The sequence below is a fragment of the Abiotrophia sp. genome (genome assembly GCF_057275535.1).
Genome location: NZ_DBHIRJ010000011.1, coordinates 25,955 through 51,621 on the forward strand (window position 1 = coordinate 25,955; position 25,667 = coordinate 51,621).

The following is a 25,667-nucleotide window of genomic DNA, read 5'->3' on the forward strand; positions in this document are numbered from 1 at the left end:
TATCACTACTTTCTTTCATTGCTAGCAAGTTCTTGGCTAGTTTGGTCTGTTGGAGCTTGGATAGCTTCTTTGGGACCATATGCCCCAGAACGCTCACGATATAATTCATAAAACTCACCCACGATTACCTTGATAACGGCGTAACCAGGCACCCCTAGGATGACCCCTACTAAACCGAAGGCCTTACCAGCTGATAAGAGCACAATCAAAATGGTTACCGGATGAATCTTGAGGTTATTCCCCAGAACTTGTGGGGCAATAAAACGCCCTTCGATGGTTTGCTCGACCATCATGACAATGGCCACCTTCAGGACCATAACGGGACTGGTAATCAAGGCAATGATAAAGGCCGGAATCACTGCGATGAAGGATCCTAGGAAGGGAATAATATTAAGGAAACCAGACACGACCCCAAGGGCAATTGCATAGTCTAGCCCGACAATACTATAACCAATAGAGAACATAATGGCTACACAGATTGCCACAATGATTTGGCCCCGAATATATTGGGCCACTTGATAGTGCCCTTGATACATCATACGAGATGCCATGGCACGGTGCTTGGTCGGCACGAATTTCAGGATATAATCGCCCAAACGTTGACCATCTGCCAAGAGATAATAGAGAATAATTGGCACGGTCAGGAGCCCCATAATGACGGAGGTCACTGCCCCAACCACGGATCCTAAACTACCGAAGGTAGAAGAAGCGAAACGACTTAGTTGCTCTGCCATACTGCGGAAATCGAAACCATCTAGGAAGGACTGCAGACGTTGGGTGACTTCCTTATTCTCAGTCAGAAAAGGTGACTGATACAACATATGATAGATTTCATCATAGTATTTAGGTAGACTACGAGCAAAGCTCAGAATTTGGGTCTGTAAGGTCGGGACAAGAGAGGCAATCCCCCATGTCGACAATACAATTAAACCAATAAAGATAGCCCAAATGGCCCACTGGCGATTCATTCCCCGCGCTTCCAGCTTATCCACTAGAGGATAGAGCAAATAATAGAGAACCCCTGAGGTAATAATTGGGAAAGCCGCCACATCAATGACCACCCCAATTGGCGCGAAAACATGTGTAATTCTAGTAAAAACCCAAATAATTAATAAAACCAAGAGTAAAATCAGGAGACTGACTACCATCTGGCTATTTAGGAATTGACGGGTAAACCAAGACGACTGGCGTTTTGGTGTGTGTTCTTGCATAGAACTCCCTCCTTGAAATTTCTGTCATCTTATTCTACCATAAGGATAGGTGCCTTGTCTTAGATTTATGCACGGCCAAGGCAATAAAACTCAATTTATTAGCGAAAGGACCTGATTTCATGACTGAAACCTATATCCTAGGTGGCTACACCAAGGGGCGCAACCTAGGGATTTCAAGCCTTGACTTGGACCCTGTCACTGGCCATTTAACCCAGCCACAGCTGATTGCCAAACTCAATCAACCGACTTTTGTAGCCTATGCCAAAGAAACTGACACTCTCTTGGTCATTCACCGCGGTGAGGAAGAGAGCGGTTTGGTAGCCTTTAAACGCCAAGGTAAGGACTGGCAGGAAGTCAGCCGCCTACTCAACACCAAAATCCCTGGCTGCCACCTAGCAGTCCATGAAGCTAGTCAGACCGTCTATGTCGCTAATTACCATGAAGGCTCCGTTGACAGCTACCATTATGATCAGGCTGTCTTAAGTCCTTTCGAACGCCACGAGCATGTGGGCTCTAGCGTCCACCCTAATCAGGCCAGTGCCCATATCCATTTTGTGGGCTTAAATCCTGAGGGCGACCTGCTCTATGTCTGCGATTTGGGCAGTGACAAAATTTATGTCTATGACGTAACCCCTAGCTCTGGTGCCCTCAGCTTGGTTCAGACCTTTACTTGTCCACCGGGAACTGGTCCTCGTCACCTAGTCTTTCATCCGAGTCAAAATCTAGTCTATGTCATTGGCGAGCTGGCTAATAGCCTTCTAACCCTAGCCCTTGATCCAAGCGGTCATCTTAGCTTGGTCCATCAGCAGGCCCTTCTAGATTCTGAATATCTAGAATCTGCCGCTAGCGCTGCCATTCGCATCAGCCAGGACGGTCGTTTTCTCTATACTTCCAGCCGCTTCCATGATGTCATCTGCGTCTTTTCCCTGGCCGACCCTCAGCAGCCCCTTAAAATTCAAGAAATTGCCAGTGGTGGACAGATTCCACGGGACTTCGTCCTAAGCCAAGACCAGACTTACCTCCTTGTGCCCCACCAAGATAGTGACCATATCGCTGTCTTCAGTCGCGATGCTGACAGTGGTCTTGTCAGTTTCATTGAGGCAGAGACCCAGGCACCTGAATGCGTTTGTATCTATCCTATCTAATGTTGATAATAAAAAATGTCTGGAACCCTTAATAGGTCCCAGACATTTTTTATTTACCTTTAAATACACCTAAGAAGTAGAGCACTGCAACTAAAATCCCCAAGGCTACGCGGTAGTAACCGAAGACTTTGAAGTCGTGTTTCTTGATATAACCCAAGAGGAAGTTAATGACTAAGAGTGATACCCCGAAGGCAATCAACATCCCTAAGATTAGATAAGTCGCTTCAGCTGCTGTATAGTGGAAGCCAAACTTCACTAACTTGAGGAAACTTGCTCCAAACATGACTGGGATACTCATGAAGAAGGAGAATTCAGTCGCTACATAGCGTTTGGTTCCCATTAAGAGCGCCCCGATAATAGTAGCCCCAGAACGAGAAGTCCCTGGCACCAAAGCCAAGCACTGCCATAGACCCATGAGGGCAGCATCTTTATAGCTAATAGCTTCTAAACTATTGATACGGCTTGCTTTAGCTTTACGCTTGCCGGATTCAACCCAGATAAAGGCTAAACCGTAGACGGTAAAAGTAATAGCATAGACCCATGGCTTGTCGAAGTATTGGTCCATTAAGTCATCTAAGAGGAAACCCAGAACAAAGGCTGGCATAGTTGCCACAATCACCTTAGACCATAAAAGCCAGGTGTTTTTCTTTTCTGCTGCTGACTTGCTTGGCGACAGCGGATTAAGTTTGTGGAAGAAGACCACCATCACTGCCAAGATAGCCCCCAGCTGAATGACCACGAAAAACATGTCCGTAAAGGCTTTGTTTAATTGTAGTGGCATAAAAGCATCCACTAAACGCATATGGCCAGTCGAAGAAATCGGTAGCCATTCGGTAATCCCCTCAACAATCCCAAGGATGATTACCTTCACTAATTCTATAATTCCATTCATATTTTAGGTCCTTTCTCTATAAGCTATCATCCATTATACACCATCTTGGCATTAAATGCATTGAACTTATCGCAAAGAATGTGGTATGATAAGGACAAGAAATAAATTTCAAACACAAAGGAGATAGGATCATGTTTGGATTTTTCAAAAAGAAAAAAGAAGAAGCGGCTCCCGTTTCAAAAGAAGTAACACTCTACGCTGTCGCTGATGGTCAATTAATCAACATCGAAGAAGTAAACGACATCGTCTTCGCGCAAAAAATGATGGGTGATGGCTTCGCAATCGTCCCTTCTAATGGTGAAATTTCTGCGCCTGTTGCAGGTGAAGTGGTCAATGTCTTCCCTACTAAACACGCAGTTGGCTTCAAGTCTGGTGCCTTAGAAGTATTGCTCCACATGGGGATTGATACTGTAGCACTTAACGGTGGTCCATTCGACACCAAGGTTTCTGACGCTCAACAGGTTGATGCTAACACCTTAGTATCTAGCGTTGACTTAGACCAATTAGCAGCTGAAGGCAAAGACAATGCCATGATCGTGATTTTCACTAATGGTAATGATTTAGTAGAAAGCTTCGAACTCACTGCTTCAGGTCAAGTAAGCCGTGGCCAAGAAATTGGTAAATTAATCTTAAAATAAGCGCAAGCTATTAGGAGCTAGGGATAATCTCTAGCTCTTTTTTGATTTGTTGATTATCAGAAAAGAGGCTAAAACTTTTGTTTTAGCCTCTTACTATTTATTATTTAGCTGGAATTTCGGTAATACCGTTCATGTAAGGTACCAAGGCTTCAGGAATCTTAACAGACCCGTCCGCTTGTTGGTAGTTTTCTAGGATGGCAACGAAGGTCCGCCCTACTGCCAAACCAGAGCCATTCAAGGTGTGAACATATTCCACCTTGTCATCAGCATTGCGGAAGCGAATCTTAGCACGACGAGCTTGGAAGTCGCCACAGTTTGAGCAAGATGAAATTTCACGATAAGTATCTTGGCCTGGAATCCAAACTTCTAAGTCATAGGTCTTAGTTGCTGAGAAGCCCATGTCGCCAGTACATAAGGTAATGACACGGTATGGCAACCCTAAGGCTTGTAAAATACCTTCAGCATTTTGGGTCATGCTCTCTAATTCTTCGAAAGAATGATCTGGATGAGCATATTTAACCATTTCCACCTTGTTAAATTGATGCAAACGAATAAGACCACGTGTATCACGACCCGCACTCCCCGCTTCAGAACGGAAAGAAGGACTCAAGGCAGTGAATTTAATTGGCAAGTTCTCAAGTGGTAAGATTTCGTTAGCATAATAGTTGGTCAATGGGACTTCAGCTGTTGGAATCAGGGTCAAACCGCGTTCGTCATTAACCCGGAAGGTGTCTTCCACGAATTTAGGATATTGACCTGTCCCGAACATAGATTGGTCATTCACCATGTATGGCGGGATAATTTCTTGGTAGCCATTGTGTTGGGTATGAGTATCCAACATAAAGTTATAGATGGCCCTCTCCAAACGCGCCCCCAAGCCCTTGTAGAAGACAAAGCGACTACCAGACACCTTGGCACCACGTTCAAAGTCGATAATATCTAATTTTTCAGCGATTTCCCAGTGATTAAGTGGCGTAAAGTCGAACTTGCGCGGCGTGCCCCAACGACGTACTTCCACGTTATCCTCTTCATCGGCCCCCACTGGTACCCCTTCAGCTGGAAGGTTAGGCAAACGATGCTCGATGGCCTCTAAATCTGCTTCGATTTGAGCCAAACGCTCGTCGTCACGCTTAATGCGATCACCGATTTCTTTCATTTCAGCAATCTTATCATCTGCATTTTCCTTGTTACGTTTGAGTTGGGCGATTTCTCCAGATACTTGGTTACGGTATTGTTTAGCCCCTTCAACGTCAATCAAAAGTTCACGACGCTCACTATCTAGGCGGCGGTAATTCTCTAATACCTCCCGGTCTACACCACGAGTAGCTAATTTCTCTACCACCCATTCAAATTGTTCACGCAATAATTTACGATCTAACATTTCATTTCCTCCTTTTGGTCAAATAACAAAAAGAGCCTTCGTCTTATTGGGACGAAAGGCTCTTCTTGGTTTCGCGGTACCACCCGATTTCAGGACATTATTCCTGCACTTAAGGCCTGTAACGGGGGCAACCGGCACTACTTGAGTCATAGGCTGCAGGGTTCTGGTGGATTCCAGGGCTAGTCCGTGATGATTCACACCAGCCATCATCTCTCTGAAGACGTCCTATCCTGTACTAGTCAAAACCGTCGCATCATTTATCTGCTTCTATACTATCACGAATCCGTAAGGGGTGCAAGTCTACCAGTTGAGATCGCGAGCCTTGTCCGTGTCACGATAGTGATGAGTGACATCCAACCCCTCAAATGCTTGTTGTCTCAAGGCTTCATAAATGACGATATTGGCTGTATTGGACAAATTCAAACTCCTAACATGCTGATCGTTCATTGGAATACGCAAGCAGTCTGCCTTGCGCTCTTCCATCAAGTCAGCCGGCAAGCCGGTTGTTTCCTTACCGAAGAGGAAGAATTGCTCGCCTGCACTATTTTGAGCTAGGTCCGCTTGACAATAAATGCGGGGCGCAAACTTGGTAATCAAGTAGAGTGGTCGCTCACCCACATAAGCTAAGAAATCCTCCAGACTTTCATGGTAGTGAACTTCCACATGCTCCCAGTAATCTAGACCTGCACGCTTGAGCATCTTATCATCGGTCGAAAAACCCAAGGGCTTGATTAGATGAAGCGGGGTATTGGTGGCCGCACAAGTTCTGGAAATATTCCCCGTGTTAGCCGGCATTAGCGGTTGATATAAGGCAATATGATTTTTCATAGGCTCTCCTTCTTAGTGGTCGCCTGCAGAGGGTCCCACAAAAAATCCCGCTGCCAAGAATTGACTAGCGGGACTTATCATTTAAAATTAAGCGAGTTTGAAGTCTACGCTGTAGATTTCGTCTGCCAAAGCAGCCTTGTTAACAGCTTTAACGACAACATTTTCTTTTTTGCCGTCGAATTCTAATTCAAAAGCTTGGCTCAAACCTTGAGTTTTCAAGACAACATCGAGTTCACGACGGTTAACTGTTAAAGAAACAGCTTCTGAACCTTTCCCGTATAAAGTTGCTGGAACTAAACCAGCTTCACGTACTTTTTTAGCTGAGCCAGAGCCCACTTTTTCGCGTAATTCTGCTTTTAATGACATGGTATTTAAAACTCCTTTTGCTTGCATTTTTTTATAAAGCGACTAGCGCTTTTTATTGGCATAATGGTATCTTACCAAAAAACGGCACAAATTGCTAGCTTATTCTACCCTTTTTTTATACAATAGTACTAGTTTTGTGCTCTGACAAGGTGGTGATTCCTCAATGAAACGGCTATTTAGCTTATTAAAACCTTTTGATTACCTGATTATTTTAGGAGTCATTGGCCTATCCTTCTTGCCCAATATCCTGACCTTCTACCACTATCAAGGCTTGAATAAATCGGAGGTAGTCAGCCAAGCTACTGAATGGTCTAGCACTAAGGAAGCACCCGCATCTTCCTCCACCTATGCCCTCATTAAAATTGACGGCAAGGAAGTGGACCGATTCGACCTCTCTGAGGATGCCCCCCATGAAGAGAAAACCTACTACCCGCATCCGGGTCAATATAACATTATTGAGCGTGATGGCAAACGAATTCGCGTGCGCGAAGACAACAGCCCTGACCAAATTGCGGTTAAAACCAGTTGGGTGGGTCGACCAGGTCAGGTTTCCATCTGCCTGCCCCATGGACTCATTATCGAGATTCACGGCGAACGTTCAACCGGTGGTCGCACTGACACTAGTCAATCAAGTAACGCCAGTTCAAGCCAAGAGGAAGAATTAGTTTTACCAAAATAAGGACTGGAAATTTTCCAGTCCTTTTTGTCTACTTGAGGATAGCCTGGACTAGTTTTTGTAAATCCGGCACCACTTCTTGCTCAAACCAGGGGTGTTGTTTCAACCAACGTTGGTTGAGAGGTGAAGGATGGACTAAGGGAAAATAGTCCGGCAAATAGTCCTGATAATGGGCGACTGTTTCTGTCAGATTGCTTCTTTTGCTCTTAGCCAAATAATAGTCCTGGGCATAACGACCGACCAATAGAGTCAATCTAACCTCTGGTAATTGAGCTAAGATCTGAGGATGCCACTTAGCTGCGAAGCCCTTGCGTGGTGGCAAATCGCCTGATTTACCCTTGCCAGGATAATAGAAATCCATGGGGAGAATTGCCAAAAGATCCGAATCATAGAAAGTCGAACGATCCATCCCCAACCATTCCCGCAAGCGATCGCCAGAGCGATCATCCCAAGGGCGACCGGCTTCTTGAGTAGCTAAACCCGGGGCTTGACCCACAATCACCAGGCGGGCAGCCTTAGGTGCGGTAAAAAGCGGTTCAATCCCCGCCTTGCTATAAATCTGGTTTTCTGGCGCTTGCATGATGGCATCGCGAATCTTTAAATTTTCTTTGGCCATATTCTATTCCCTCCTCTTAGGATTTCAGATAGGCGACAACTGCATTCAGGCCATAGCCATCTCTTCCATCGCGCCGATAAGAATGACAGCCTAAGGCTTGTTTGGTCGACACAGCCACATCATATTGTTGTTCCAAAGGAACCCCCATAGCGAGGAAACGCTCCTTATTAATTCCTTTGGTGTCTATGAGCCAGTGATGCTCATCCTCCTGCTTGAAGGCCTGGGGATGACTTGCTTCTAAGGGTTGGAAGCGACAATAGACATCTTCCTGAACTTGAAAATCTTCCATGCTAAGGGCGGGCCCATAGGCAATCAGCAGATTAGATGGCGTCACATCATATTGGCTTATCATAACTTCTAAGGCTTTTTGGCCAATCGATTGGAGTGTGCCCGGCCAGCCAGAATGAACTAGGGCAAACACCTTTTTAACCGGGTCGAAAAGAATAATGGGAATACAGTCCGCAATCTTGACCATTAGGGCCAAATCGCTTGCCTCTGTTACCAAGCCATCGTAGTCGCCTAGAGAGCGTAAGCCCCATCCTGTCCCCAATTGGCCAGCCCTTACTTGGCAGATGTCAGCACCGTGAACCTGGTGTACCTCCGCCAGGGGCACATCCGCTTTTAGAAAAGTTCGATTGACAACTTCTACGGACGCCTCCTTAAAATCAGGTTTGAAATTAAGCGGCTTACCAATAAAACGATGCTCCAAGCCCGCTTCAAGCAAAGCCGGCACCGTGTAGTAATCGTAGTCAGGTCCCTTTATATGCTCATAATCCATTTTCATGTCTCCTTCCCTAGCTTTGGGTCACTTGATAAAGTGGCCAAAAGCCAGCTACTGCCTTAACTAAGTCCTGAACCAAAGCCTCTATGTCGCTATAGTCCGCCAATGGTTGCATATCTTGACGCAATAGTACCTTGCGTACCTGCCCCGCCTCATAGGCTTGTACCAGCTCTTGCCGGTGACTTTCACTTGTGGTCACGCGTCGTGTTTGCTTATCTGAATCCTGAACCCAGTAATAGGCCTCTTGTGGTGCTGGCACTTCTAAGATTCGCGCCTGTTGGGCTAGCGTCTCCTCTTGGCGACTTCGTTCAATGAAACTTAACTCCAAGCAGACGGTGAGTGCCCCTTGATCCGATACTAGTCTCAAGGCAAAGCTTGGACTAGCCGGCCGATTTTCTGGTGGAAAATAATAGACCCAAAAATGAGGTCGAGCCACTTGCGCTTGATTCATCCAGGCACTTACTCGCCCCTGAGTCCAATCTGGAAAAGCTTGCCCGAAGGCAGTCGCCAATTTCGAAAAAGCCTGCCGAGCTGCCTGGCCACTTCTTTTGAGGCATTCCATGTCCTCAATTTCTACTGGATTATCTAATTTAGCCGGATTACGATAGTGCTGACCTTGATAGGTCAGATAGTCTGTCAGCGACTGTTCCCACTTCATCATCTCACTCCCCCTTTTACCCTATTATATCAAATTATGACTTAGTCCCCCTAGCTTGGCGCTTCAAAATGACAAAAGACACGACCAAAGGAGAAAAGGTCGTGTCTTTAATTCGTTATGCTCCAAAGGGTGAGCCTACCCCCGAGCTATCAAGATTATTCTGTTTCTTTTGGCTTATAGCTTGCAAGCCCTAAACCAGTTAATAGGCTGAGTGCTGCAGCACTAAAGAAGAAATTACTCTCTTCCCCAGCAGCTGGCAATTGCCCCTGTTTAGCCATATTCGACGAAGCCTCGGGATTTTGATTGACTGAAGCAATTATCGAGCTAGTAGGTGTTGGCTGTAATTGATTTTGTGCTTGTGATTGAGTTGTTTGACTAGGTTCTTGCTGACTTGATCCAAGCTCAACCGCATAGAGTGAGAAGTGAGGCGCAGTCAAGATAACTTTGCGTCCATCTTCTGACATACGGAAGTCTACCGCTTGTCCTGGCTTACCCTGGTCATCTAAATGATAGGCCTTAGCTACCGTCCCATCTACTGGAATGGATACTTGGGCTGGCCGTTGGATTTGAACGCCTTGGCCCTCCTTGTCTTGGAAATGGATTTCGTAGACTAAGACATTATCAGGCAACCCAGGCACCTTAACACGTCCCACATGTAAAGACACTACTTGCTTGCCTAAACCTTCTGGTGGGATGGTGACACTAACCCCCGTATCCTTGTCATTATCTTCAAAGGTCACAGTACCATCTGGATTGTAGGTAACATTGACTCCTTGGCTACGATAGAGTGGCACTGTCACGTCAGAGTCTGACGGATTAGTTGGTTTATCTGGCTCAGGTACCACAGGATCAGTTGGATGGTCAGGTTCTGGCGTCACTGGATCTGCCGGACTAATCGGCAAGGTAACACCTTCAACATTGACTGGTAGGCCATGAAGGCTTTCAATATGGCCTGACTCTAAACCCGTTACACTTACCTTGTCATGCACTGATTCAGCACTAAAGAGTAGGGTTTTGTTAGAAAACTGTGTATAGAATCGTGCCGTCTTACCATTAGATAAGGTTAAAACTGGCGAATCATTTACTAGCACTTCGTGGTCAAAATTCACTGCAAAAATCTTGCTGTCATAGTGCTCGGTATTCAAAGCCTTGACTTCATTTGCTTGAACTGGGTCCTTGGTAATGAAGTCCCAATTAACTGTCTTGTAGGATAGGGTAAAGTCATTTTGAGTCCCTTCCTTGTGTTCATAGAGAATCCCATAAACACCTGGCGACACCTCTTGAAGTGAGTTGTAGGCATAGGATCCTGGCTGAATCAAGCGATGGTGAAGCCAAGTCAAGCTTCCATCCGATTCAACTCGAGCCAGACGAATGGTCCCTTCACTTCTAGAATTACCTTCCCCGTTAGCATTAGAAAGCACGATATACTCTTGTCCTTGATGGTGGGTTGAAATGGCCGCTAATTGAACGTATGAATCGTGGACATCTGGATAGTAATCCAATTGTTTGGCCCATGTCTGGCCACCGTCATAGCTAGTAGCCACTTGCAACTGGCCAAACAAGCCACGCATGAAGAGTTTCACCTGCCCATTATCAAGTTGAACGGCTGAAGCCTCTGTATTTTGATACCAGTAATCATCCATGGTGCTTGAGTGTAATGTGCCGTCTTCAATTGGCAAATTATCATTGACGGCCTCTCCCATGTGCCAGGTTTCCCCATGGTCATCAGAATAGATGACACGAGCTGATTGGGAGCCGCTAAGGTGAGAGACAAAGTTAGTCGAATAGGTTGGCACGATAATGCGACCAGCATGTGGCCCAGTCCGAAGTACTGTTCCCGTCCCTGGTCCTACGCCTAAGAATTTCATCCAATCAGCTTTTACCATTGGCGTAATATCACGAGGCGCTGACCAGGTCTTGCCATCATCATCACTGTATGATAACCAGAGATAGTTGTCTTTAGCTACTCGGAAAGGTGAGGTCTTATTGCTAGTGAAGTAGACATTACCTAAAAGATTCTGACCTTGGTAGAGATCCCCTTTATCCTCATATTTTGGTTTAACTGGATCCACTACTACTCGATAGTCTGTCTTGGTTCCATCAGGTGCATAGACATACCCTTGCTCGCGAATAGTGTAGAGACCTTGCTCCCCTTCTCGATAGAGAACTTGATAGGTCTTACCATCAATGGTCTGATACATAGTTTCCTTATGTTCTGACATACCGAAGATACCTCGGCCTTCTGGGAACATATCATAAATTGAGAAAATACGTTTAGTTTTTGGATCTTGAACTAGCACTTGGTCGATTGTCACAGGAGAGGCTTGGTCTGCTCGTTCAGGGTTAGGATTATCGCGTAGGTTAGCAATATGAATACGGTCACCCCAAGTCTTACCGCCATCCTCACTACGTCGTACCACCATCCCGATATCGCCCCAGTCAGAAGCGTGAAGACGACGCTCATCGGCGGCAGCAATTAAAGTGCCTTTATCAGTTTTAAGCAAAGCAGGAATACGATAGCTGGCAATGCCGTCAGCATTCGGTTGACCACTATGCCCGCTCTCGAAAACGTCCTTTTTATCAGAAATCTCTGCTCCCGGAGCAGGCTCTAACTGTAAAGGTTGACGCTTGAATAGTTGGCTGCGTTCTCCCACTTCTTCTTGTGATAAGGCGCGATTGTAAATGGATAAGTTACGTACTGTTAAATCACTACCCCAACGTAAGTCAGATCCTCTACGTGTTTTACCAATTTGTATATCTGTCAAATCAGGCATATCACTTAAAAATTTACCTGAAACTGGGCTAGTCCGTGACAAGACCCCATTGACATAGAGGCGAACTTGGCCTGTTTCTTTGTTAGGATCTGGACGTTCCACTGTGAAAGTCACTGAATTCCATTGGCCTGGCGTTACTTTTAGGGGAGCATCACTATAACTTCCATAAAACTGCTCACCTTGGCGACCACGAGCTTCCACCAATGCAGTCCCATTATGAACGGCTAAGGTGAAATACTCATTCACAAATTTATTGCTAGAAGCTGAGAATAGACTGTAGAATTGTGGCGCCTGCTCACTCGGTTTGAATTCCATATGGATGGTGGCATTAGTCAACTTTTTCAGACTATCAAGATGCTTAGATAAATCCACCCGTTGATTATTTTCTTGATTGGTTGCGACATCATTTTGGTCTAACACTTGGTTTTCACGCCCCACTTCTCGCACGATTTCATCCCGTTGAGGTTGGCTGGACTCTTCGTTTTTCTCAGAGCTTGAGACCGAGCTTTCTTCCTCTGCTTTGGGGGAGCTTGCGTCAGATGCTGGGACTTCTTCAGACTTGCTAGTTTCAGAAAGCTCATTCACTTTTTCGGAAACGTTTACATTTTCAGGTTGGCTAATAGCCTCTGTTGGGCTTGTCTGGGGGATTTCTTGAGCCGCAACACTCGTTTGAGGTGATAAAAATAGGACATGCCCAATGACAACTGAGAAGACTCCCGTCGCTAATTTACGAATAGCGAAGCGAGACCGACGATTGAAAAGATTTTTTGCTTGTTTACTCATGTTAAGCCTCCAAATTATAGGGATTTTGGGTTGCTGATACGACAAAATCTGGCTACTAGGGTCTCTAGCATAAAGCTAGCACCCTAGTAGTCAGGTCTTGCATAGTGTGAGTGCTTATTTAACAAATTCCGTACGAGCGGCTTGGATCATGGCGTGCGCCTTGTCAACAACGGCCAGGTCTTCTGGCCCAACACCTGTTAATGGTGGGCGAACAGAACCACAGTTGAGGCCTTCACGCTTGAGGATTTCTTTCTGTACGGCATAAAGGTTAGCTTTACCACTTACCAAGGTGAAGATGATTTCATCAATGCGACCTTGAATCGTAAATGCTAGAGCTAAATCGCCTGCTTCTAGGGCTGCATTAGCTGCTAGGAAGAGTTCTGGCATTACCCCATAGGTACCACCGATTCCCCCATCAGCCCCCATGACACGACCACCGATGAATTGCTCATCTGGACCGTTGAAGACGACTACTTCGCGGTCACCAGCTGTCAACTTCCAAGTGATTAAGTCTTGGACTGGCATAGAAGAGTTCTTAACCCCAATCACTTTAGGATTTTCCAACATTGACTTGAACATGCTAGGAGTTAAGGCATAGCCTGACAGTTGCGGAATGTTGTAAATGATGAAGTCAAGTTCTGTGGCATCAATCATAGCATTCCAGTAGTCCTTAATGGAATGTTCTGGCAAGCGGAAGTAAATTGGTGGAATGGCTGCTAAGGCATCTACCCCTAGGCTTTCCGCATGCTTAGCTAACTCAACTGAATCACGCGTGGAGGCAGCTGCGACATGGGCAATGATGGTCATCTTGCCACCAACTGCCTTCATAACATGTTCTAAGACTAGTTTACGTTCTTCTACATTTTGGTAGATACACTCGCCAGACGAACCGCCAACGTAGAGACCTTTGACCCCTACTTCTAGGTAATGCTTAGCTAGGGCTTGGGTGCGTTCTGGACTGATATTGCCTTCATCGTCATAGCAGGCATAGAAGGCAGGGATAATTCCTTTGTACTTATCGAATTTTGACACGTTTAAGACTCCTTTGGTTATGCAACCGGTAATTTAATAACTAACTTTTTATAAGCACTAACCTGGCCCAAATGGCGGGCAGGCTTATGTGCATCTTCTGGAAAAACTACACAAGCTTGTCCAGGATAGAGTTTGACAATGGTCTGGATGGGACCATCCAAAAAGGCAATGTCCTTTTCGGCATCGTAGGCTGTGACTTCATTCAGCTGACATGTAGGGGCCACAATGAGATATTCATGTCCTTCAAGCGGGACATGGATGTCTAACCATTTCTGATGGGCTTCATAATGCGATTCATCAACTGCACCTAGCTCGCCATCTTGGATGAAGAAGTAACCACCCTCGAAATCATACCGGCCGATAGCTTCTTGAGCTAAGCCATTGAATGTATCGAGTGCTGCTTTAATATGGGGAATTCGGTCGCTGTATTCTTGAAGACCTTGTAAGTGATCTACAATCATCTTTTCACCTCCTCTTTGCCGACAATTGCTTATTTATCTGTATCTAAGGCTTCTTCGCGAGGATCGTGCAGAGGTCGCCCGCGTCGAATGAGAAAGAGTACCAGATTATAGGTGACACTAGCCGCCACAATTGGCATATAGGTAAAGAGGTAATTCTGTAGGAACATGTCTGCCGTAAATTGTTTTAAGGCGACCATCCCCATGAGAAGAATAATGGCTACCGCATTGATAATGAGTGGCGCCGTATAGTAACGCTTGGCTACTCGGTTAATCAGGTAGGTTGCCAAAACCGACAAGCCCATGAAGAAGATTCCATAGAAGAACCAACCAATAATCAGTTGCTCCAGGGTCATATCAGGCACTCCTTTCTCTTTCTTGCATTTCTTTAGTTTACTACACTAACGAAGCGTTTAGCAATTTCTAGTGGTCGCGTAATAGCGCCGCCTACAACAGCTGTGTGAATCCCTTGGGCGAAAGCTGTTGCTAGGTCTTCTGGTGTATGAATCTTACCTTCAGCCACAATTGGAGTATGGGTTTGTTCCACTAAGGCTTTCATTAACTCAAAGTTAGGACCGGTTGTTTGACCTTCCGTATACGGCGTATAACCATTCATGGTAGTCCCAATCAAGTCAAAACCTAGGCGTTCAGCATTCAGTCCCTCTTCCAAAGTGGAAATATCGGCCATCAGCAATTGATTCGGGTATTTTGCCTTGATTTGAGCGATGAACTCATCCAAGGTCTCCCCTGCCCGCTCACGTAAGGTAGCATCGAGGGCAATAATATCGGAACCAACTGCTACTAGCTCATCCACTTCTTGCATGGTGGCGGTGATGTAGGAACCATAACCTGGATAAGCTCGCTTAATAATTCCAATCACTGGCACATCAAAGGCTTCCTTAATCTGGGCAATATCTGTAACCCCTTGGGCCCGGATACCGACGGCTCCAGCCTCAATAGCTGCTTTGGCCATGAGAACCATGACTCCACCTTCTTCTCGGTAGAGCGGTTCGCCAGGTAAAGCCTGACAGGAAATAATCAGTTTTCCTTTTAATCTTTCAATTGTTGGATGCATTGTAGTCACTATCCTTTCACCGCCCCGACTGTAATACCTTGGGCAAAGAAGCTTTGGAACATCAGGAAGACAATAATCATTGGCAAGGAAGCTAAGAGCGCACCAGCCATGAGGACCCCATAGTTAAGAGAGAACTCAGCAGATTGAGCCATAGACGCCAAACCTAAAGGCAAAGTCTTCATTGTTTCTGAGTTAGTGAATACCAATTGAGAGAAATAGTCATTCCAAGAGGAAATGAAGGTGAAGATAGCCAAGGCACCAATACCTGGTTTAACAATTGGTAAGACGATATTGACGAATTTCTTGATTTCGCCACATCCGTCAATGTCTGCAGATTCTAAGAGAGAATCAGGTACAGAGTGGGAGAATTGCTTCATGAGGAAGATCCCGAATGGCCAACCTACAGCCGGCAAAATCAAGGCGCGGTAGGTATCCATGAGTTTAAGATCCGTAATCAATTGAAGCAAAGGAATCAAGATAACTTGTTTTGGCAAGGCCATGGCCGCGATAAATACGGCAAAGAGTAAGCCAGCGCCTGGGAAACGTTTCTTAGCTAAGGCATAGCCTGCTAAGGAAGCCGTCGTGCAGACCAAGATGGTTGTTACCACTGAAACGAATACAGAGTTGAAGAACCAACGTGCAGTCAGTGGCACTAGGAGTGATTTGAAGTTATCTAAAGTTGGGCTCATCGGGAACCATTCTGGTGGGATGGCAATGGCGACGTCTTGAACCTTAAAGGCACCTGTTGCAATCCAATAGAATGGGAAGATGAAGAAAATGGTCAAGAATGCCAACAATGTGAAGGAAATAATGTTGTAGAGACCGAATTTTTTGAATTCCATGTTAAATCGTCACCTCTTCCTAATCAATATCGCGGTTGAAGTATTTGTATTGAACAGCCGAGATTAAAGCAATAATCAAGGCTAGCACAACACCCCATGCAGAGGCTTGGCCAAAGGATTGCTGCTTAATCCCCATTTCATAGACTTGGTACATGATGGTGCTTGTCGCATAGTTAGGACCACCAGAAGTCATCAATTGAATTAAGGCAAAGATTTGGAAACTGTTGATGGTGGTTGTCACCACGATATAAAGGGTCGTTGGCATAATCAATGGCCAAATAATGTTTTTGAAGATGGTCCAGTTGTTGGCACCGTCAATCTTAGCAGACTCGAGCAGTTCCACTGGAACGTTCCCTAAAGCTGCAATATAGAGAATAATCGGCTGACCAATACTGGTCGTAATTAGAACGGCAATGACTGCGTAAATAGCAGTAGAGGCGTTCCCTAACCATTGAACATTACCTTCAATGACATTCATGGATTTGAGAATATAATTGAGAATCCCAAAGTCTGGGTTATAAATCCACAACCATACCACTGTAATCGAAACAACTGAGGATACAGCTGGCAAGTAGAAGACGCCACGGAAGAAGCTCCGTACATGAGCTGATTTGTTATAGATGTTAATGGCGATGAAGAGCGATAAGACTACTACAATTGGCACTGCAATTGCTACAATGAAAATAGTGTTACTTAAAGACTTGATAAAAGTCTGATCGCCTAAGAGCTTGGTGTAGTTATCTAAGCCTACAAAGCTAACTCTCCGCCCTCTATACTTGAGCAAGGACATGTAAATCCCGCGTAACATTGGATAGAGTACGAAAGTCAGGAAGAAGGCCATAGCAGGTGCAATGAAAAGATAGGCGCTAAAGTCGTACTTTCTTCTTAATTTGGCTAACATAGAGATCTCCTTTCGAGAGAATAATTCATAATAAAAGGGACAAATCGGCTACCCTAGGTCGCGATCACTATAAACGACTACTCCCAAACTCCCGCTAGTCCAAAATATTGGGCGCTTGGGAGTAGGATGTTTATATTAGTCGCACGCGAGAACCTAGTCCGGGTAGCGCTAGATTTGTCCCAGTAAATCGAGCACTCTCTGAATTCAGATTATAGTGTGGATTATTTTGCTTCTTCGTAGGTTGCTTGCGCTTGTTCTACGTAGCTGTCCACTAATTCTTTTACATCACCTTGGCCAGACAATACCCCTTGGAGCATTGGGAACCAAAGTGGACGCATTTTAGCGTAACCTGGAATGGTGTTGTAGTAAGCACCGAAGTGATCTGATAAGCCTTCAGCAAACTTCAACTCTTCGTTGTCGTAGAGGCCTTTCACGCCTTTTTGAGCAGAGAAGTTACCAGTTGCCTTCAAGGTACGAGTACCCCATTCTGGATCGTTGATCATGAAGTCTACAAATTTTTGAGCGGCTTCAATCTTCTTGTCGTCGCCGTTATCGAAGACTGCAGGACCTGCTACTAAGTATTCATACTTAGGTGATTTGTTAGCATTAGGGAATGGTAAGAAGCGCACGTTTAAGTCTTCTACTGATTTCCATTGAGCGTAGAGACCTGGACTTGCCAAGATACTTAACGGAGACTTACCAGACTTGAAGTATTCCAAAGCATCTTTTGCTTCTAAAGCGGCCCCTTGACCGATAATGCCTTTAGGTGCTTGTTCGCGAATCCATTGAAGGGCTTTTACCCCATTTTCGTCATTGATGGTGTATTTATTTACTTCATCGTTAGTAATCCAAGAACCGTATAAGTTTGAAACAAAGGCGCGAGGACCTTGGTCACCAGCTGCAGATTTAGCATATACAACGGTTGGAATTAGGTCTTTGTCTTTTTCATGAACTGCTTCTAAGAATTTTTGGAATTCCTCAGGTGTCCAGTTACGACCTTCTTTTTCGAATGGCAAGAGATCTGTCACGCCTAATTTATCAGTCAACTTAGTGTTAACGGCCATCAAGAATGGCGCAATCCCTTGAGGGTAGAGATATAATTCGTTTTCGAAGGAGCTAGCCTTAACAGCTGATTCATTTAATTTTGAAGTGTCAACGTCTTTGAATGGTGCCAAGTAACCCTTGCTTGCCCAGTCGATGATACGACCTGGTGCATCATAGATTACGTCAGGGTTGGTCTTAGATTGGATTGCTGTTTCAATTTTAGCTGGACCGTCTGTGAAGTCGATTTTTTGGTATTCTACTTTGATACCTGGGTTCTTAGCTTCAAAGGCTTTAATCAAAGCTGCATCGTATTCTTCAGAAGTCTTGAATTCTGAGTCGCTGGTAAAGTTAGGGAAGTTCCAGTATTTGATGGTTACTGTCTCTTCAGCACGCACATCGGCTGGTACCGCTGTCACAACTGTGTTTAATAAAATCCCGCAAGATAAGGCAGCTGCAAAAACTTTTGATAATTTCATGATGGTTCCCCCATTTGTAATTTTTGATTGATAGAAGTAATTTCTTGAATGGTCTTCTGCATATTCTGATTGAAGACTGGTTCTTCCAACATCATTAGGGTAATGATGTCGATCAGGAAAAAAATTGGTAGTTGAGTATTAACAAAAAACTCACTATTGACAAAACGGCTGTTATGTACCAGAAGGGTCTCATCAGCTAGCTTAGCCAAACTACTTCCCTTCATGCTAGTTATGGCCACCAAAATGGCGCCATTTTGCTTGGCATTTCCTAAAGCATCAATCACATCCTTTGTTTCACCAGAATTACTAATGGCAATCACCACGTCACTGGAACGTGTCACCGTACTGGAGATAATCATCATATGTGAGTCCGTCTCGCTCGTGGCTGGTAGTCCCATACGCGAAAGGCGAATAGCCAATTCCCGAGCCGTTAACCCCGAGGATCCCATCCCATAAACCATGATTCGGTTAGCCTGAGAGAGAACTTGAATTAACTGACGGAGCTGATATTCTGATTGTAATTCTGACGTTCGTTGAATGATACGATTATAGAATTCACTAACCGTATCGAACATATCATGTTTCTGGTGATTACTTGCCGACTCCCCTTCACTAGCTTGCAGTTGAATTTTCAAATCGACAAAGCTCTCACACCCTACTTTACGACAAAAGCGTGTAATGGTTGCGGCTGAAACACCTGTTTCTTTGGCCATCTCGCTAATGGTAATGTTAGTAAAGTAGGGACTTTCTTGCATAATATAGGTTGCAAGGAGCTGTTCCTTTGGTGATAGATGAACGAAGTTGGCTTCAATTCGCTCTAATACTCCCATGGGATCACATCCTTATTGAGTTAGCTTAATGAGTTGAGATAGCGCCCCTAACATCCCAGCATCGTTACCTGACTGGGCTGGTCGAATCTCTGTTGTGAGGAAGCGAGGATCAATCACACGTCGCTCCAAGATTGCCATTAGACGTGGCATAATGAGATCAGCACGTGCTAGAATTCCTCCCCCTAGGACAAGGACTTCTGGATTCAGCAGATAAATCGCTGATAAAAGTCCGGTGGCTAAATGATTTAGAAATTGGTCGAGTACTTGGCTTAAGACTGGATCTCCTGTTGCTTCCAAGCGGTCAAAGAAGGCTTCCCCACTGAGATTTTCGCCTGTCGCTTGAGCCGCCTGTTCTAACAAAGCGGTTGTTGAGGCTAATTCCTGAAAGGCCGCTTTGCCAATAGGTAAGTAACCAACCTCTCCGGCCATGTCGCTCACACCGGTTAGCAGTTGTCCATCTAAAACAATGGCTCCCCCTACACCTGTGCCAATGGTAAAACATATCATGGACTTAGGTGGCTGGCCTGTTCGACTAGCTTGCCAGTATTCACCCAAACAAGCTGCGTTCACATCATTTACCACATAGCAAGGCAGACTAGTGAGTGCTTCCACTTCAACCTTGAGTGGTGTCCCCGTATAACCTGGGATAGTGGGCCCTGCAAATCGTATAGACCCGTCACGAGAATCAACCACTCCAGCAGTTGAAATCGCCACGCCCGATAGGCTTTCCTGGGATTGAACCTGCTTGGTAATCGAAAGAACTTGTTGCAATATCTGGTTAGAATACTGGTCAATGCTAGTTTTGACCTTCTGAGTCTGGCCCAGCGCTTCCCCCTTTTCATTGAAGAGACCATATTTAATGAAGGTCCCGCCAATATCAAAGCACAAGTAATTCATCCAATTTGTCACCTCTCTTTCTGTCTTCCAACTGATTACGCTTTCATTATACACCAAAGAAAATATTTTTCAAGTGTTTTTATTAAGAAAATTATTTTCATGCCTGATTTTCTAACAGCTCCATTTTTAGATATTGTAGCCATGGCATTTACATGAAATCGTCACCTATTTTTCATTGATTTACATCCGTTATTCTAGCTGTTTTTATCTTCCTTTTCCAGAATCAGCCGATTGACTACCCTATTTTTTAGAATTAAGAGGCAAACTAAAAAGGCTAGGAAAGACTCCTAGCCTCATTTATCTTATAAACCTAAACGGCTCAAGAAATATGGCATCTGCACGCGCCACCATGGCCAGTCATGGGCCACATCGCCGCCCCACTCGTCAAACCAAGCTGGCACTCCCTTCATTTCTAGGGCTTCCTTTACCTTATAGAAGGATGGCAGACCATCGTGTTCCCAAGGCCCATGCCCGGTACAGACGATAATATTGGATTGACGATATTGATCTAGGAACCAAGGATCGTGCTGATTGAAGACATAGTCACTTGGCGAATTAGAATAGATTGCCACGTCATCGCCATATTCCCCTACAAAGAAACGTGCATCATAGACCCCACTCAAGGCAATCACCCCGCGGAAAACATCTGGATGCTGTAAGAAGAAGTTAAGCGCATGGTAGGCACCCATGCTACAACCTGTCGTCATCATTGGATCAAACCAGCCCGTTTTATGCTTAATAAAAGGAATCGCCTCGCTAATAACATAACGCTCATAAGCCCGATGCATTTCAGCCCGATCGTGAGGGTATTTCCAGTCAGCCAACCAGCTCTCACTGTCCACACTAGCCAAGGTAAAAAATTGAACCCGTCCTGCTTCAATGGAATCGCGACAGGCATCAATCATGCCGAAGTCGGCATATTCATTGTGAGTTCCGCCTGATGAAGGAAAAACCACAATCGGTAAACCCGCGTGACCATAGCGGTTGAGGGGCATTTCGCGATTGAGTTGACCACTCCAGTGACTTAACCATTCTACGTGCATTTATTATTGTCCTCCTTGTTTCTTGTGTACATAATGACTTACTTCTTCAACTTCTTCTTGCGTATCCGCTAGAATGACTAAGAACTCATTCCCCATAATAGCCGAAAAAGCATCTGGCAAGCGATCGACCATTTTCACACGGTCACCGTATTTTGCTCGGATTTCATCGATATTATGTGCATATGCCAACTCGTCACGACGTGAGATACCGACCCCGTAATGTCGATCATAGCTTGGGCTTTCTTCTAGCCTCCCAGTTACGATATCGGCGTAGATAGCATAGAGATCACAACCATAAGCATAGTTATAGAGATCGATTGTATAACCGCCAGCCAGTCGGTTATTATACTCGATGGCTACGTAGTCTCCCTTTTTACGACGGAAGAATTCGATATGGAAGAAGCGTTCCTTCATACCAAAGGCCTTGACTGCCGCTTGGCCGTATGCAGCCAACTGAGCTTCTACATCCTTTTGAACAATATTAGTATAATCGCACTGGCCCTCAATCAATTCTAGGGTCGGCAAGGAATAGACAAAGCTCGTTGAGAAGACAATCTGTCCTTTTTCATCAACTAAGCCATCAAATGTGCAGAGCTCCGCATCCAAGACATAAGGCTCCACAAAATAGGGAATAGATTGGTCCCACTCGGACAAGAAGGTTGCGACATCTTCTTTGGTCTCAAGTCGATAAGTTGCTGCTGTCCCTACTCCACGGTCAGGTTTTGCTACTGCGGGGAGGCCAGCTTCCTTCAAAGCTTTATTGAGTTGACTTTCATTCTTGATTAGATAACCTGGCACCACTGGAACGCCAGCTTTCTCAAATAACTTCTTCATTTTTGACTTATACTTGGTTTTTTCTAAGTCACGAGGTTTGACCCCAGGTACGTTGAATTGCTCGCGCAAGGCAGCGTCTAACTCTAGCCAGTATTCGTTATTAGATTCCAGACGATCGATTGGCCCATGCTTATAAATTAAGAAAGCTACCGCACGCTTCACTTCATCAAGGTTTTCCATATCCTCGACACGGTAGTATTCAGTGAGGCTTTCACGTAACTCTGGTGAGAGCCAGTCGTAAGGCTCTGTGCCAATCCCCAATACATTCACACCACGCTCTTTAAGTCGAATTGCGAAATTCTGGAGGTTTTTAGGGAAATGGGGGGACATCATCAAGTAATTCATAGTTTCACCTCAACATAATTATTAAATATAAATTAGAATATCATGTATTTTGAATGAATACAAGTATTAAAGTAAGAAAAGGCCAATTTCTTGATCCAAATGTTCGGAACGCGTAACAAATGGCATAATAAAAAGGCCAGGAAATCTCTTCCTAGCCTTTCTTCCTTATTTAGTACCAAAAATACGATCACCCGCATCTCCAAGCCCTGGCAAGATATAGCCGTGTTCATTGAGTCGCTCATCTAGCGCCGCCATATAGATATCCACATCTGGATGCGCCGCTTGTAAAGCTGCTACCCCTTCTGGTGCAGCAACCAAACAAGAAAAAGTGATATTTTCTGGCTTAACGCCATACTTTTTCATCAGAAGGTCTAAGGCTGCAATTGCTGAGCCTCCTGTCGCTAGCATTGGATCCACCACAAAGACATGACGCTCTTCGATATCTTGAGGTAATTTAGCAAAGTACTCAATTGGCTCTAAGGTTTCGTGGTCACGATAGAGACCAATATGCCCCACACGTGCAGCAGGCACCAAATCCAAAATCCCATCGACCATGCCCAAGCCAGCTCTTAGGATTGGAATAATCGCCATTTTCTTCCCGGCAATCCGCTTTTGAGTGGTTTCAACTAAGGGCGTTTCGATGACCACATCTTCTACTGGCAAATCACGTGTAATCTCATAAGCCATAAGCATAGAGATTTCGTTGGTTACTTCGCGAAAAGCCTTGGTAGAGGTATTTTTATCACGAATAATGGTTAGTTTGTGCTGAATCAGTGGGTGGTTAATTACTACGCATTTTGCCATCTTAGTCTCTCCTTTTCTGAGTCAATCAATTTAAGCTTGATAAAGTGGTAAACCAGCAACGAGTTCTTTGACTTCTTGACGGATAGCCGCCAATTGGTCGTCAGAAGCTGTTAAGGTCTTGAGAATCAGACGGGCAACAGTCTGAGCTTGCGCTTCCTTCATGCCGCGCGTCGTAATAGCAGATGTCCCAATCCGAATACCACTTGGATCGATAAAGGAACGGCTGTCGTTAGGAATCGAATTCTTGTTAACGGTAATCCCTACTTGATCCAGACGCTCTTGGGCCTCTTTCCCTGTCACACCCAGTGGTGTCACATCAAGATTGAAGAGGTGGTTATCCGTCCCACCAGATACGACACGCAGAGGACTTTCTAAGAAAACCTCCACCATGGCTTGAGCGTTCTTAATCACCTGCGCTGCATAAGTCTTGAAACTTGGTTGCAAGGCTTCCAAGAGGGCAACCGCCTTAGCGGCTACTACATGCTCCAGTGGCCCCCCTTGAATGCCTGGGAAAATAGCCATATTGAGTTGTTTAGCATACTGTGCCTTAGCTAAAATCAAGCCGCCACGAGGGCCCCGTAAGGTTTTATGGGTCGTCGTTGTTACCACATCCGCATAAGGCACTGGGTTAGGATGGAGACCTGCCGCAACTAAGCCAGCAATATGGGCCATATCCACAAAGTAGATAGCCCCTACTTTCTTAGCAATTTGACCAATACGTTCAAAGTCAATAGTACGGGAATAAGCAGATGCCCCTGCAATAATCATCTTAGGTTTTACAGCCTCAGCCTGAGCTTCTAGCGCTTGATAATCAATCAATTCAGTAACAGGGTCTACACCATAAGCATGCATCTCATAAGACTGACCAGAGAAATTAACAGGCGAACCATGTGTTAAGTGACCACCTTGTGACAAATCCATGCCCAAGACACGGTCGCCAACATTGAGGAAAGCCCGGTAAACAGCAAGGTTGGCAGATGAACCAGAGTGAGGTTGTACGTTGGCGTATTCCGCACCAAAAAGTTCTTTCGCTCGATCAATCGCTGCTTGTTCAATGACATCAATGTATTCACAGCCACCATAATAGCGTCGGCCAGGATAGCCTTCAGCATACTTGTTGGTTAAGACACTTCCTTGTGCCTTAAGGACTGCAGGTGAAACAAAGTTCTCTGAGGCAATCAACTCGATTCCTTCTAATTGTCGCCGTTCTTCACGCTCGATGGTTTCAAAAACCAAGGTATCATGTAAACTTTCAGTCATAGGTAACCTCCTTTTTGGTTGGCTCCTGCCAACCTATGTTCTGCCTTCTATTATAACATACTTGTAGCCGCTTTGTTCAAACGATTCATGTAGGCGTGATATTTTTCTGATTCTAGCACTGCTTGAGCTAAAATCCAATCACAATCACTCGCTTCCAAAGCCCGCAGGCCGGCATATAGTTGACGAGTAGCACTGTCCGCATCATTGGGCTGACCTAAAGAGTAGGTCGCTACAACTGGACTTTGCTGACCTAAGGCTTGGATAATAGACTCATCTGCCAACAAACCGACTCTTCCTCCCTTAGCAACTAGCTTTGCATGAAGGTTGGCGAGACCTTCAGAAGACTCAAACAAAAACACAGCTTGTTTAGGGCTATAATGGCGATACTTAACGCCTGGTGATTGGAGCTGAGGAGCAGCTAATTGCTCTGCTACTGAAAATTCTTGAACCTTTGGACATACTTGCTTCAGCATGGACTGGGTGATAGCACCTGGCCGTAGAATGATTAAGCGGTCTGACATAGGGCGAACCACCGTCGATTCCACTCCGATTTGGGCTTGATCCGTATCCCCCGCCACTACGCCAGCGATGACTCCATCAAAATCCTGCATGACATGGTCGACGCTTGTTGGACTAGGCTTACCAGATAAGTTAGCGCTTGGCCCAACTAGCGGCGCCCCCACTAAGTCTATTAGACGTAAGGCTGAATGCTGGTTAGGCATACGAAAGGCAACCGTTTCTTGGCCATTATTAACGTTTGCCGGAAAGACACCTGCTTTGACAGGCAAAATAATAGTCAAAGGACCCGGCCAAAAGCGCTCCATTAAATCCTTAGCCAATTTAGGCACCTCTGCCGCATAGTCCAAGACTTGTTGGGCATCCTTGACATGAACAATGAGTGGGTTATCACTAGGACGACCTTTAGCTTGAAAGACCTTAGCAACTGCTTGTTCCTTAGTCGCGATGGCGCCTAAACCATAAACTGTCTCGGTAGGAAAGGCGACTAGCTCACCTCTTCTTAAGAGAGCGGCCGCTTCATCCAATTCTCCCAAACGAAATTTCTGGGTTAACATTTTA

26 protein-coding genes are annotated in these 25,667 nt (G+C 45.2%); 3 read left to right on the top strand and 23 right to left on the bottom strand.

Translation table 11 applies throughout. The features are described from left to right. Positions 1 to 5: 5 nt before the first annotated feature. Entirely contained in the window at positions 6 to 1,211 is a 1,206-nt protein-coding gene (locus ACO53F_RS08550) for an AI-2E family transporter (protein ID WP_485138094.1), read from the bottom strand. A 119-nt stretch (positions 1,212 to 1,330) separates the two neighbouring features. On the opposite strand from ACO53F_RS08550, the gene ACO53F_RS08555 reads away from it, so the two are divergent. Further along, positions 1,331 to 2,356, top strand: a complete 1,026-nt coding sequence (locus tag ACO53F_RS08555; protein WP_485138095.1) for a lactonase family protein — start codon at positions 1,331 to 1,333, stop codon at positions 2,354 to 2,356. 49 nt (positions 2,357 to 2,405) lie between these two features. Here ACO53F_RS08555 and ACO53F_RS08560 read toward each other — a convergent pair whose 3' ends face one another. Further along, the gene (locus ACO53F_RS08560; protein WP_303885828.1) at positions 2,406 to 3,248 is read right to left on the bottom strand and encodes an undecaprenyl-diphosphate phosphatase; all 843 of its coding nucleotides are present in this window, start codon (positions 3,246 to 3,248) and stop codon (positions 2,406 to 2,408) included. A 131-nt stretch (positions 3,249 to 3,379) separates the two neighbouring features. Here ACO53F_RS08560 and ACO53F_RS08565 point away from each other — a divergent pair, with 131 nt between their 5' ends. Further along, entirely contained in the window at positions 3,380 to 3,886 is a 507-nt protein-coding gene (locus ACO53F_RS08565) for a PTS sugar transporter subunit IIA (RefSeq protein ID WP_291431221.1), read from the top strand. Positions 3,887 to 3,986: 100 nt separating this feature from the next. Here the strand turns inward: ACO53F_RS08565 and serS are convergent, their stop codons facing one another. From serS to ACO53F_RS08580, 3 genes are all read right to left on the bottom strand, one after another. Beyond that, positions 3,987 to 5,267: a serine--tRNA ligase gene (gene serS / locus ACO53F_RS08570; protein WP_070755250.1), complete on the bottom strand. Its 1,281-nt coding sequence runs from the start codon at positions 5,265 to 5,267 to the stop codon at positions 3,987 to 3,989. Between the two features lie 300 nt (positions 5,268 to 5,567). Continuing rightward, positions 5,568 to 6,095 (bottom strand): tRNA (uridine(34)/cytosine(34)/5-carboxymethylaminomethyluridine(34)-2'-O)-methyltransferase TrmL, encoded by a 528-nt coding sequence (trmL, locus tag ACO53F_RS08575; RefSeq protein WP_070755249.1) that lies wholly within the window; start codon positions 6,093 to 6,095, stop codon positions 5,568 to 5,570. Between the two features lie 87 nt (positions 6,096 to 6,182). Continuing rightward, on the bottom strand, positions 6,183 to 6,461 hold the full coding sequence (locus ACO53F_RS08580) for a hypothetical protein (protein WP_070755248.1): 279 nt from the start codon (positions 6,459 to 6,461) through the stop codon (positions 6,183 to 6,185). Between the two features lie 163 nt (positions 6,462 to 6,624). Here ACO53F_RS08580 and ACO53F_RS08585 point away from each other — a divergent pair, with 163 nt between their 5' ends. Beyond that, complete coding sequence (locus ACO53F_RS08585; RefSeq protein ID WP_485138096.1) at positions 6,625 to 7,140, top strand: NusG domain II-containing protein; 516 nt, start codon at positions 6,625 to 6,627, stop codon at positions 7,138 to 7,140. A 28-nt stretch (positions 7,141 to 7,168) separates the two neighbouring features. Here ACO53F_RS08585 and ACO53F_RS08590 read toward each other — a convergent pair whose 3' ends face one another. The 18 genes from ACO53F_RS08590 to ACO53F_RS08675 all read right to left on the bottom strand — a co-directional run bounded on the left by ACO53F_RS08590 (position 7,169) and on the right by ACO53F_RS08675 (position 25,663). After that, the gene (locus ACO53F_RS08590) at positions 7,169 to 7,753 is read right to left on the bottom strand and encodes a uracil-DNA glycosylase family protein (protein WP_303885824.1); all 585 of its coding nucleotides are present in this window, start codon (positions 7,751 to 7,753) and stop codon (positions 7,169 to 7,171) included. Between the two features lie 16 nt (positions 7,754 to 7,769). After that, positions 7,770 to 8,531 (bottom strand): purine nucleoside phosphorylase YfiH/LACC1 family protein, encoded by a 762-nt coding sequence (locus ACO53F_RS08595; RefSeq protein WP_485138097.1) that lies wholly within the window; start codon positions 8,529 to 8,531, stop codon positions 7,770 to 7,772. Between the two features lie 16 nt (positions 8,532 to 8,547). Next, positions 8,548 to 9,195, bottom strand: coding sequence for a hypothetical protein (locus ACO53F_RS08600; protein WP_485138098.1), 648 nt, complete (start codon positions 9,193 to 9,195; stop codon positions 8,548 to 8,550). A gap of 152 nt (positions 9,196 to 9,347) precedes the next feature. Then, positions 9,348 to 12,749: a sialidase domain-containing protein gene (locus ACO53F_RS08605; RefSeq protein ID WP_485138099.1), complete on the bottom strand. Its 3,402-nt coding sequence runs from the start codon at positions 12,747 to 12,749 to the stop codon at positions 9,348 to 9,350. A gap of 114 nt (positions 12,750 to 12,863) precedes the next feature. After that, on the bottom strand, positions 12,864 to 13,781 hold the full coding sequence (locus ACO53F_RS08610; protein ID WP_485138100.1) for a dihydrodipicolinate synthase family protein: 918 nt from the start codon (positions 13,779 to 13,781) through the stop codon (positions 12,864 to 12,866). Between the two features lie 17 nt (positions 13,782 to 13,798). Then, a complete protein-coding gene (locus ACO53F_RS08615; RefSeq protein ID WP_485138101.1) occupies positions 13,799 to 14,242 on the bottom strand; it encodes a NanQ anomerase/TabA/YiaL family protein in 444 nt (147 codons plus the stop codon). Positions 14,243 to 14,271: 29 nt separating this feature from the next. Further along, positions 14,272 to 14,595 (bottom strand): hypothetical protein, encoded by a 324-nt coding sequence (locus ACO53F_RS08620; RefSeq protein ID WP_485138102.1) that lies wholly within the window; start codon positions 14,593 to 14,595, stop codon positions 14,272 to 14,274. 32 nt (positions 14,596 to 14,627) lie between these two features. Next, positions 14,628 to 15,314 (bottom strand): N-acetylmannosamine-6-phosphate 2-epimerase, encoded by a 687-nt coding sequence (locus tag ACO53F_RS08625; protein ID WP_023391087.1) that lies wholly within the window; start codon positions 15,312 to 15,314, stop codon positions 14,628 to 14,630. Between the two features lie 8 nt (positions 15,315 to 15,322). After that, entirely contained in the window at positions 15,323 to 16,156 is an 834-nt protein-coding gene (locus ACO53F_RS08630; protein ID WP_023391088.1) for a carbohydrate ABC transporter permease, read from the bottom strand. Positions 16,157 to 16,175: 19 nt separating this feature from the next. After that, the gene (locus ACO53F_RS08635) at positions 16,176 to 17,057 is read right to left on the bottom strand and encodes a carbohydrate ABC transporter permease (RefSeq protein WP_070755241.1); all 882 of its coding nucleotides are present in this window, start codon (positions 17,055 to 17,057) and stop codon (positions 16,176 to 16,178) included. Positions 17,058 to 17,278: 221 nt separating this feature from the next. Continuing rightward, positions 17,279 to 18,577, bottom strand: a complete 1,299-nt coding sequence (locus ACO53F_RS08640) for an ABC transporter substrate-binding protein (RefSeq protein WP_485138103.1) — start codon at positions 18,575 to 18,577, stop codon at positions 17,279 to 17,281. Beyond that, on the bottom strand, positions 18,574 to 19,407 hold the full coding sequence (locus ACO53F_RS08645; protein ID WP_070755239.1) for a MurR/RpiR family transcriptional regulator: 834 nt from the start codon (positions 19,405 to 19,407) through the stop codon (positions 18,574 to 18,576). Before ACO53F_RS08645 ends, ACO53F_RS08640 begins: the two co-directional genes overlap by 4 nt. A 12-nt stretch (positions 19,408 to 19,419) precedes the next feature. After that, positions 19,420 to 20,304 (bottom strand): ROK family protein, encoded by an 885-nt coding sequence (locus ACO53F_RS08650; protein ID WP_485138104.1) that lies wholly within the window; start codon positions 20,302 to 20,304, stop codon positions 19,420 to 19,422. A 302-nt stretch (positions 20,305 to 20,606) separates the two neighbouring features. Beyond that, a complete protein-coding gene (locus tag ACO53F_RS08655) occupies positions 20,607 to 21,347 on the bottom strand; it encodes an esterase family protein (protein ID WP_070755237.1) in 741 nt (246 codons plus the stop codon). Between the two features lie 3 nt (positions 21,348 to 21,350). Next, positions 21,351 to 22,526, bottom strand: a complete 1,176-nt coding sequence (locus ACO53F_RS08660) for an ATP-grasp domain-containing protein (RefSeq protein ID WP_485138105.1) — start codon at positions 22,524 to 22,526, stop codon at positions 21,351 to 21,353. A 165-nt stretch (positions 22,527 to 22,691) separates the two neighbouring features. After that, positions 22,692 to 23,330 carry a uracil phosphoribosyltransferase gene (upp, locus tag ACO53F_RS08665; protein WP_070755235.1) on the bottom strand — a complete coding sequence of 213 codons (639 nt, stop codon included), beginning with the start codon at positions 23,328 to 23,330 and terminating at the stop codon, positions 22,692 to 22,694. Positions 23,331 to 23,360: 30 nt separating this feature from the next. Continuing rightward, on the bottom strand, positions 23,361 to 24,590 hold the full coding sequence (locus tag ACO53F_RS08670) for a serine hydroxymethyltransferase (RefSeq protein ID WP_485138106.1): 1,230 nt from the start codon (positions 24,588 to 24,590) through the stop codon (positions 23,361 to 23,363). 50 nt (positions 24,591 to 24,640) lie between these two features. Further along, entirely contained in the window at positions 24,641 to 25,663 is a 1,023-nt protein-coding gene (locus ACO53F_RS08675; RefSeq protein ID WP_485138107.1) for an L-threonylcarbamoyladenylate synthase, read from the bottom strand. Between the last annotated feature and the right edge of the window lie 4 nt (positions 25,664 to 25,667).

What these genes read in the sequence shown, in the direction of transcription:
- ACO53F_RS08550 (WP_485138094.1), bottom strand. Translation starts at nt 1,211, where the DNA reads ATGCAAGAACACACACCAAAACGCCAGTCGTCTTGGTTTACCCGTCAA.
- ACO53F_RS08555 (WP_485138095.1), top strand. Translation starts at nt 1,331, where the DNA reads ATGACTGAAACCTATATCCTAGGTGGCTACACCAAGGGGCGCAACCTA.
- ACO53F_RS08560 (WP_303885828.1), bottom strand. Translation starts at nt 3,248, where the DNA reads ATGAATGGAATTATAGAATTAGTGAAGGTAATCATCCTTGGGATTGTT.
- ACO53F_RS08565 (WP_291431221.1), top strand. Translation starts at nt 3,380, where the DNA reads ATGTTTGGATTTTTCAAAAAGAAAAAAGAAGAAGCGGCTCCCGTTTCA.
- serS (WP_070755250.1), bottom strand. Translation starts at nt 5,267, where the DNA reads ATGTTAGATCGTAAATTATTGCGTGAACAATTTGAATGGGTGGTAGAG.
- trmL (WP_070755249.1), bottom strand. Translation starts at nt 6,095, where the DNA reads ATGAAAAATCATATTGCCTTATATCAACCGCTAATGCCGGCTAACACG.
- ACO53F_RS08580 (WP_070755248.1), bottom strand. Translation starts at nt 6,461, where the DNA reads ATGTCATTAAAAGCAGAATTACGCGAAAAAGTGGGCTCTGGCTCAGCT.
- ACO53F_RS08585 (WP_485138096.1), top strand. Translation starts at nt 6,625, where the DNA reads ATGAAACGGCTATTTAGCTTATTAAAACCTTTTGATTACCTGATTATT.
- ACO53F_RS08590 (WP_303885824.1), bottom strand. Translation starts at nt 7,753, where the DNA reads ATGGCCAAAGAAAATTTAAAGATTCGCGATGCCATCATGCAAGCGCCA.
- ACO53F_RS08595 (WP_485138097.1), bottom strand. Translation starts at nt 8,531, where the DNA reads ATGGATTATGAGCATATAAAGGGACCTGACTACGATTACTACACGGTG.
- ACO53F_RS08600 (WP_485138098.1), bottom strand. Translation starts at nt 9,195, where the DNA reads ATGATGAAGTGGGAACAGTCGCTGACAGACTATCTGACCTATCAAGGT.
- ACO53F_RS08605 (WP_485138099.1), bottom strand. Translation starts at nt 12,749, where the DNA reads ATGAGTAAACAAGCAAAAAATCTTTTCAATCGTCGGTCTCGCTTCGCT.
- ACO53F_RS08615 (WP_485138101.1), bottom strand. Translation starts at nt 14,242, where the DNA reads ATGATTGTAGATCACTTACAAGGTCTTCAAGAATACAGCGACCGAATT.
- ACO53F_RS08620 (WP_485138102.1), bottom strand. Translation starts at nt 14,595, where the DNA reads ATGACCCTGGAGCAACTGATTATTGGTTGGTTCTTCTATGGAATCTTC.
- ACO53F_RS08625 (WP_023391087.1), bottom strand. Translation starts at nt 15,314, where the DNA reads ATGCATCCAACAATTGAAAGATTAAAAGGAAAACTGATTATTTCCTGT.
- ACO53F_RS08630 (WP_023391088.1), bottom strand. Translation starts at nt 16,156, where the DNA reads ATGGAATTCAAAAAATTCGGTCTCTACAACATTATTTCCTTCACATTG.
- ACO53F_RS08635 (WP_070755241.1), bottom strand. Translation starts at nt 17,057, where the DNA reads ATGTTAGCCAAATTAAGAAGAAAGTACGACTTTAGCGCCTATCTTTTC.
- ACO53F_RS08640 (WP_485138103.1), bottom strand. Translation starts at nt 18,577, where the DNA reads ATGAAATTATCAAAAGTTTTTGCAGCTGCCTTATCTTGCGGGATTTTA.
- ACO53F_RS08645 (WP_070755239.1), bottom strand. Translation starts at nt 19,407, where the DNA reads ATGGGAGTATTAGAGCGAATTGAAGCCAACTTCGTTCATCTATCACCA.
- ACO53F_RS08650 (WP_485138104.1), bottom strand. Translation starts at nt 20,304, where the DNA reads ATGAATTACTTGTGCTTTGATATTGGCGGGACCTTCATTAAATATGGT.
- ACO53F_RS08655 (WP_070755237.1), bottom strand. Translation starts at nt 21,347, where the DNA reads ATGCACGTAGAATGGTTAAGTCACTGGAGTGGTCAACTCAATCGCGAA.
- ACO53F_RS08660 (WP_485138105.1), bottom strand. Translation starts at nt 22,526, where the DNA reads ATGAATTACTTGATGATGTCCCCCCATTTCCCTAAAAACCTCCAGAAT.
- upp (WP_070755235.1), bottom strand. Translation starts at nt 23,330, where the DNA reads ATGGCAAAATGCGTAGTAATTAACCACCCACTGATTCAGCACAAACTA.
- ACO53F_RS08670 (WP_485138106.1), bottom strand. Translation starts at nt 24,590, where the DNA reads ATGACTGAAAGTTTACATGATACCTTGGTTTTTGAAACCATCGAGCGT.
- ACO53F_RS08675 (WP_485138107.1), bottom strand. Translation starts at nt 25,663, where the DNA reads ATGTTAACCCAGAAATTTCGTTTGGGAGAATTGGATGAAGCGGCCGCT.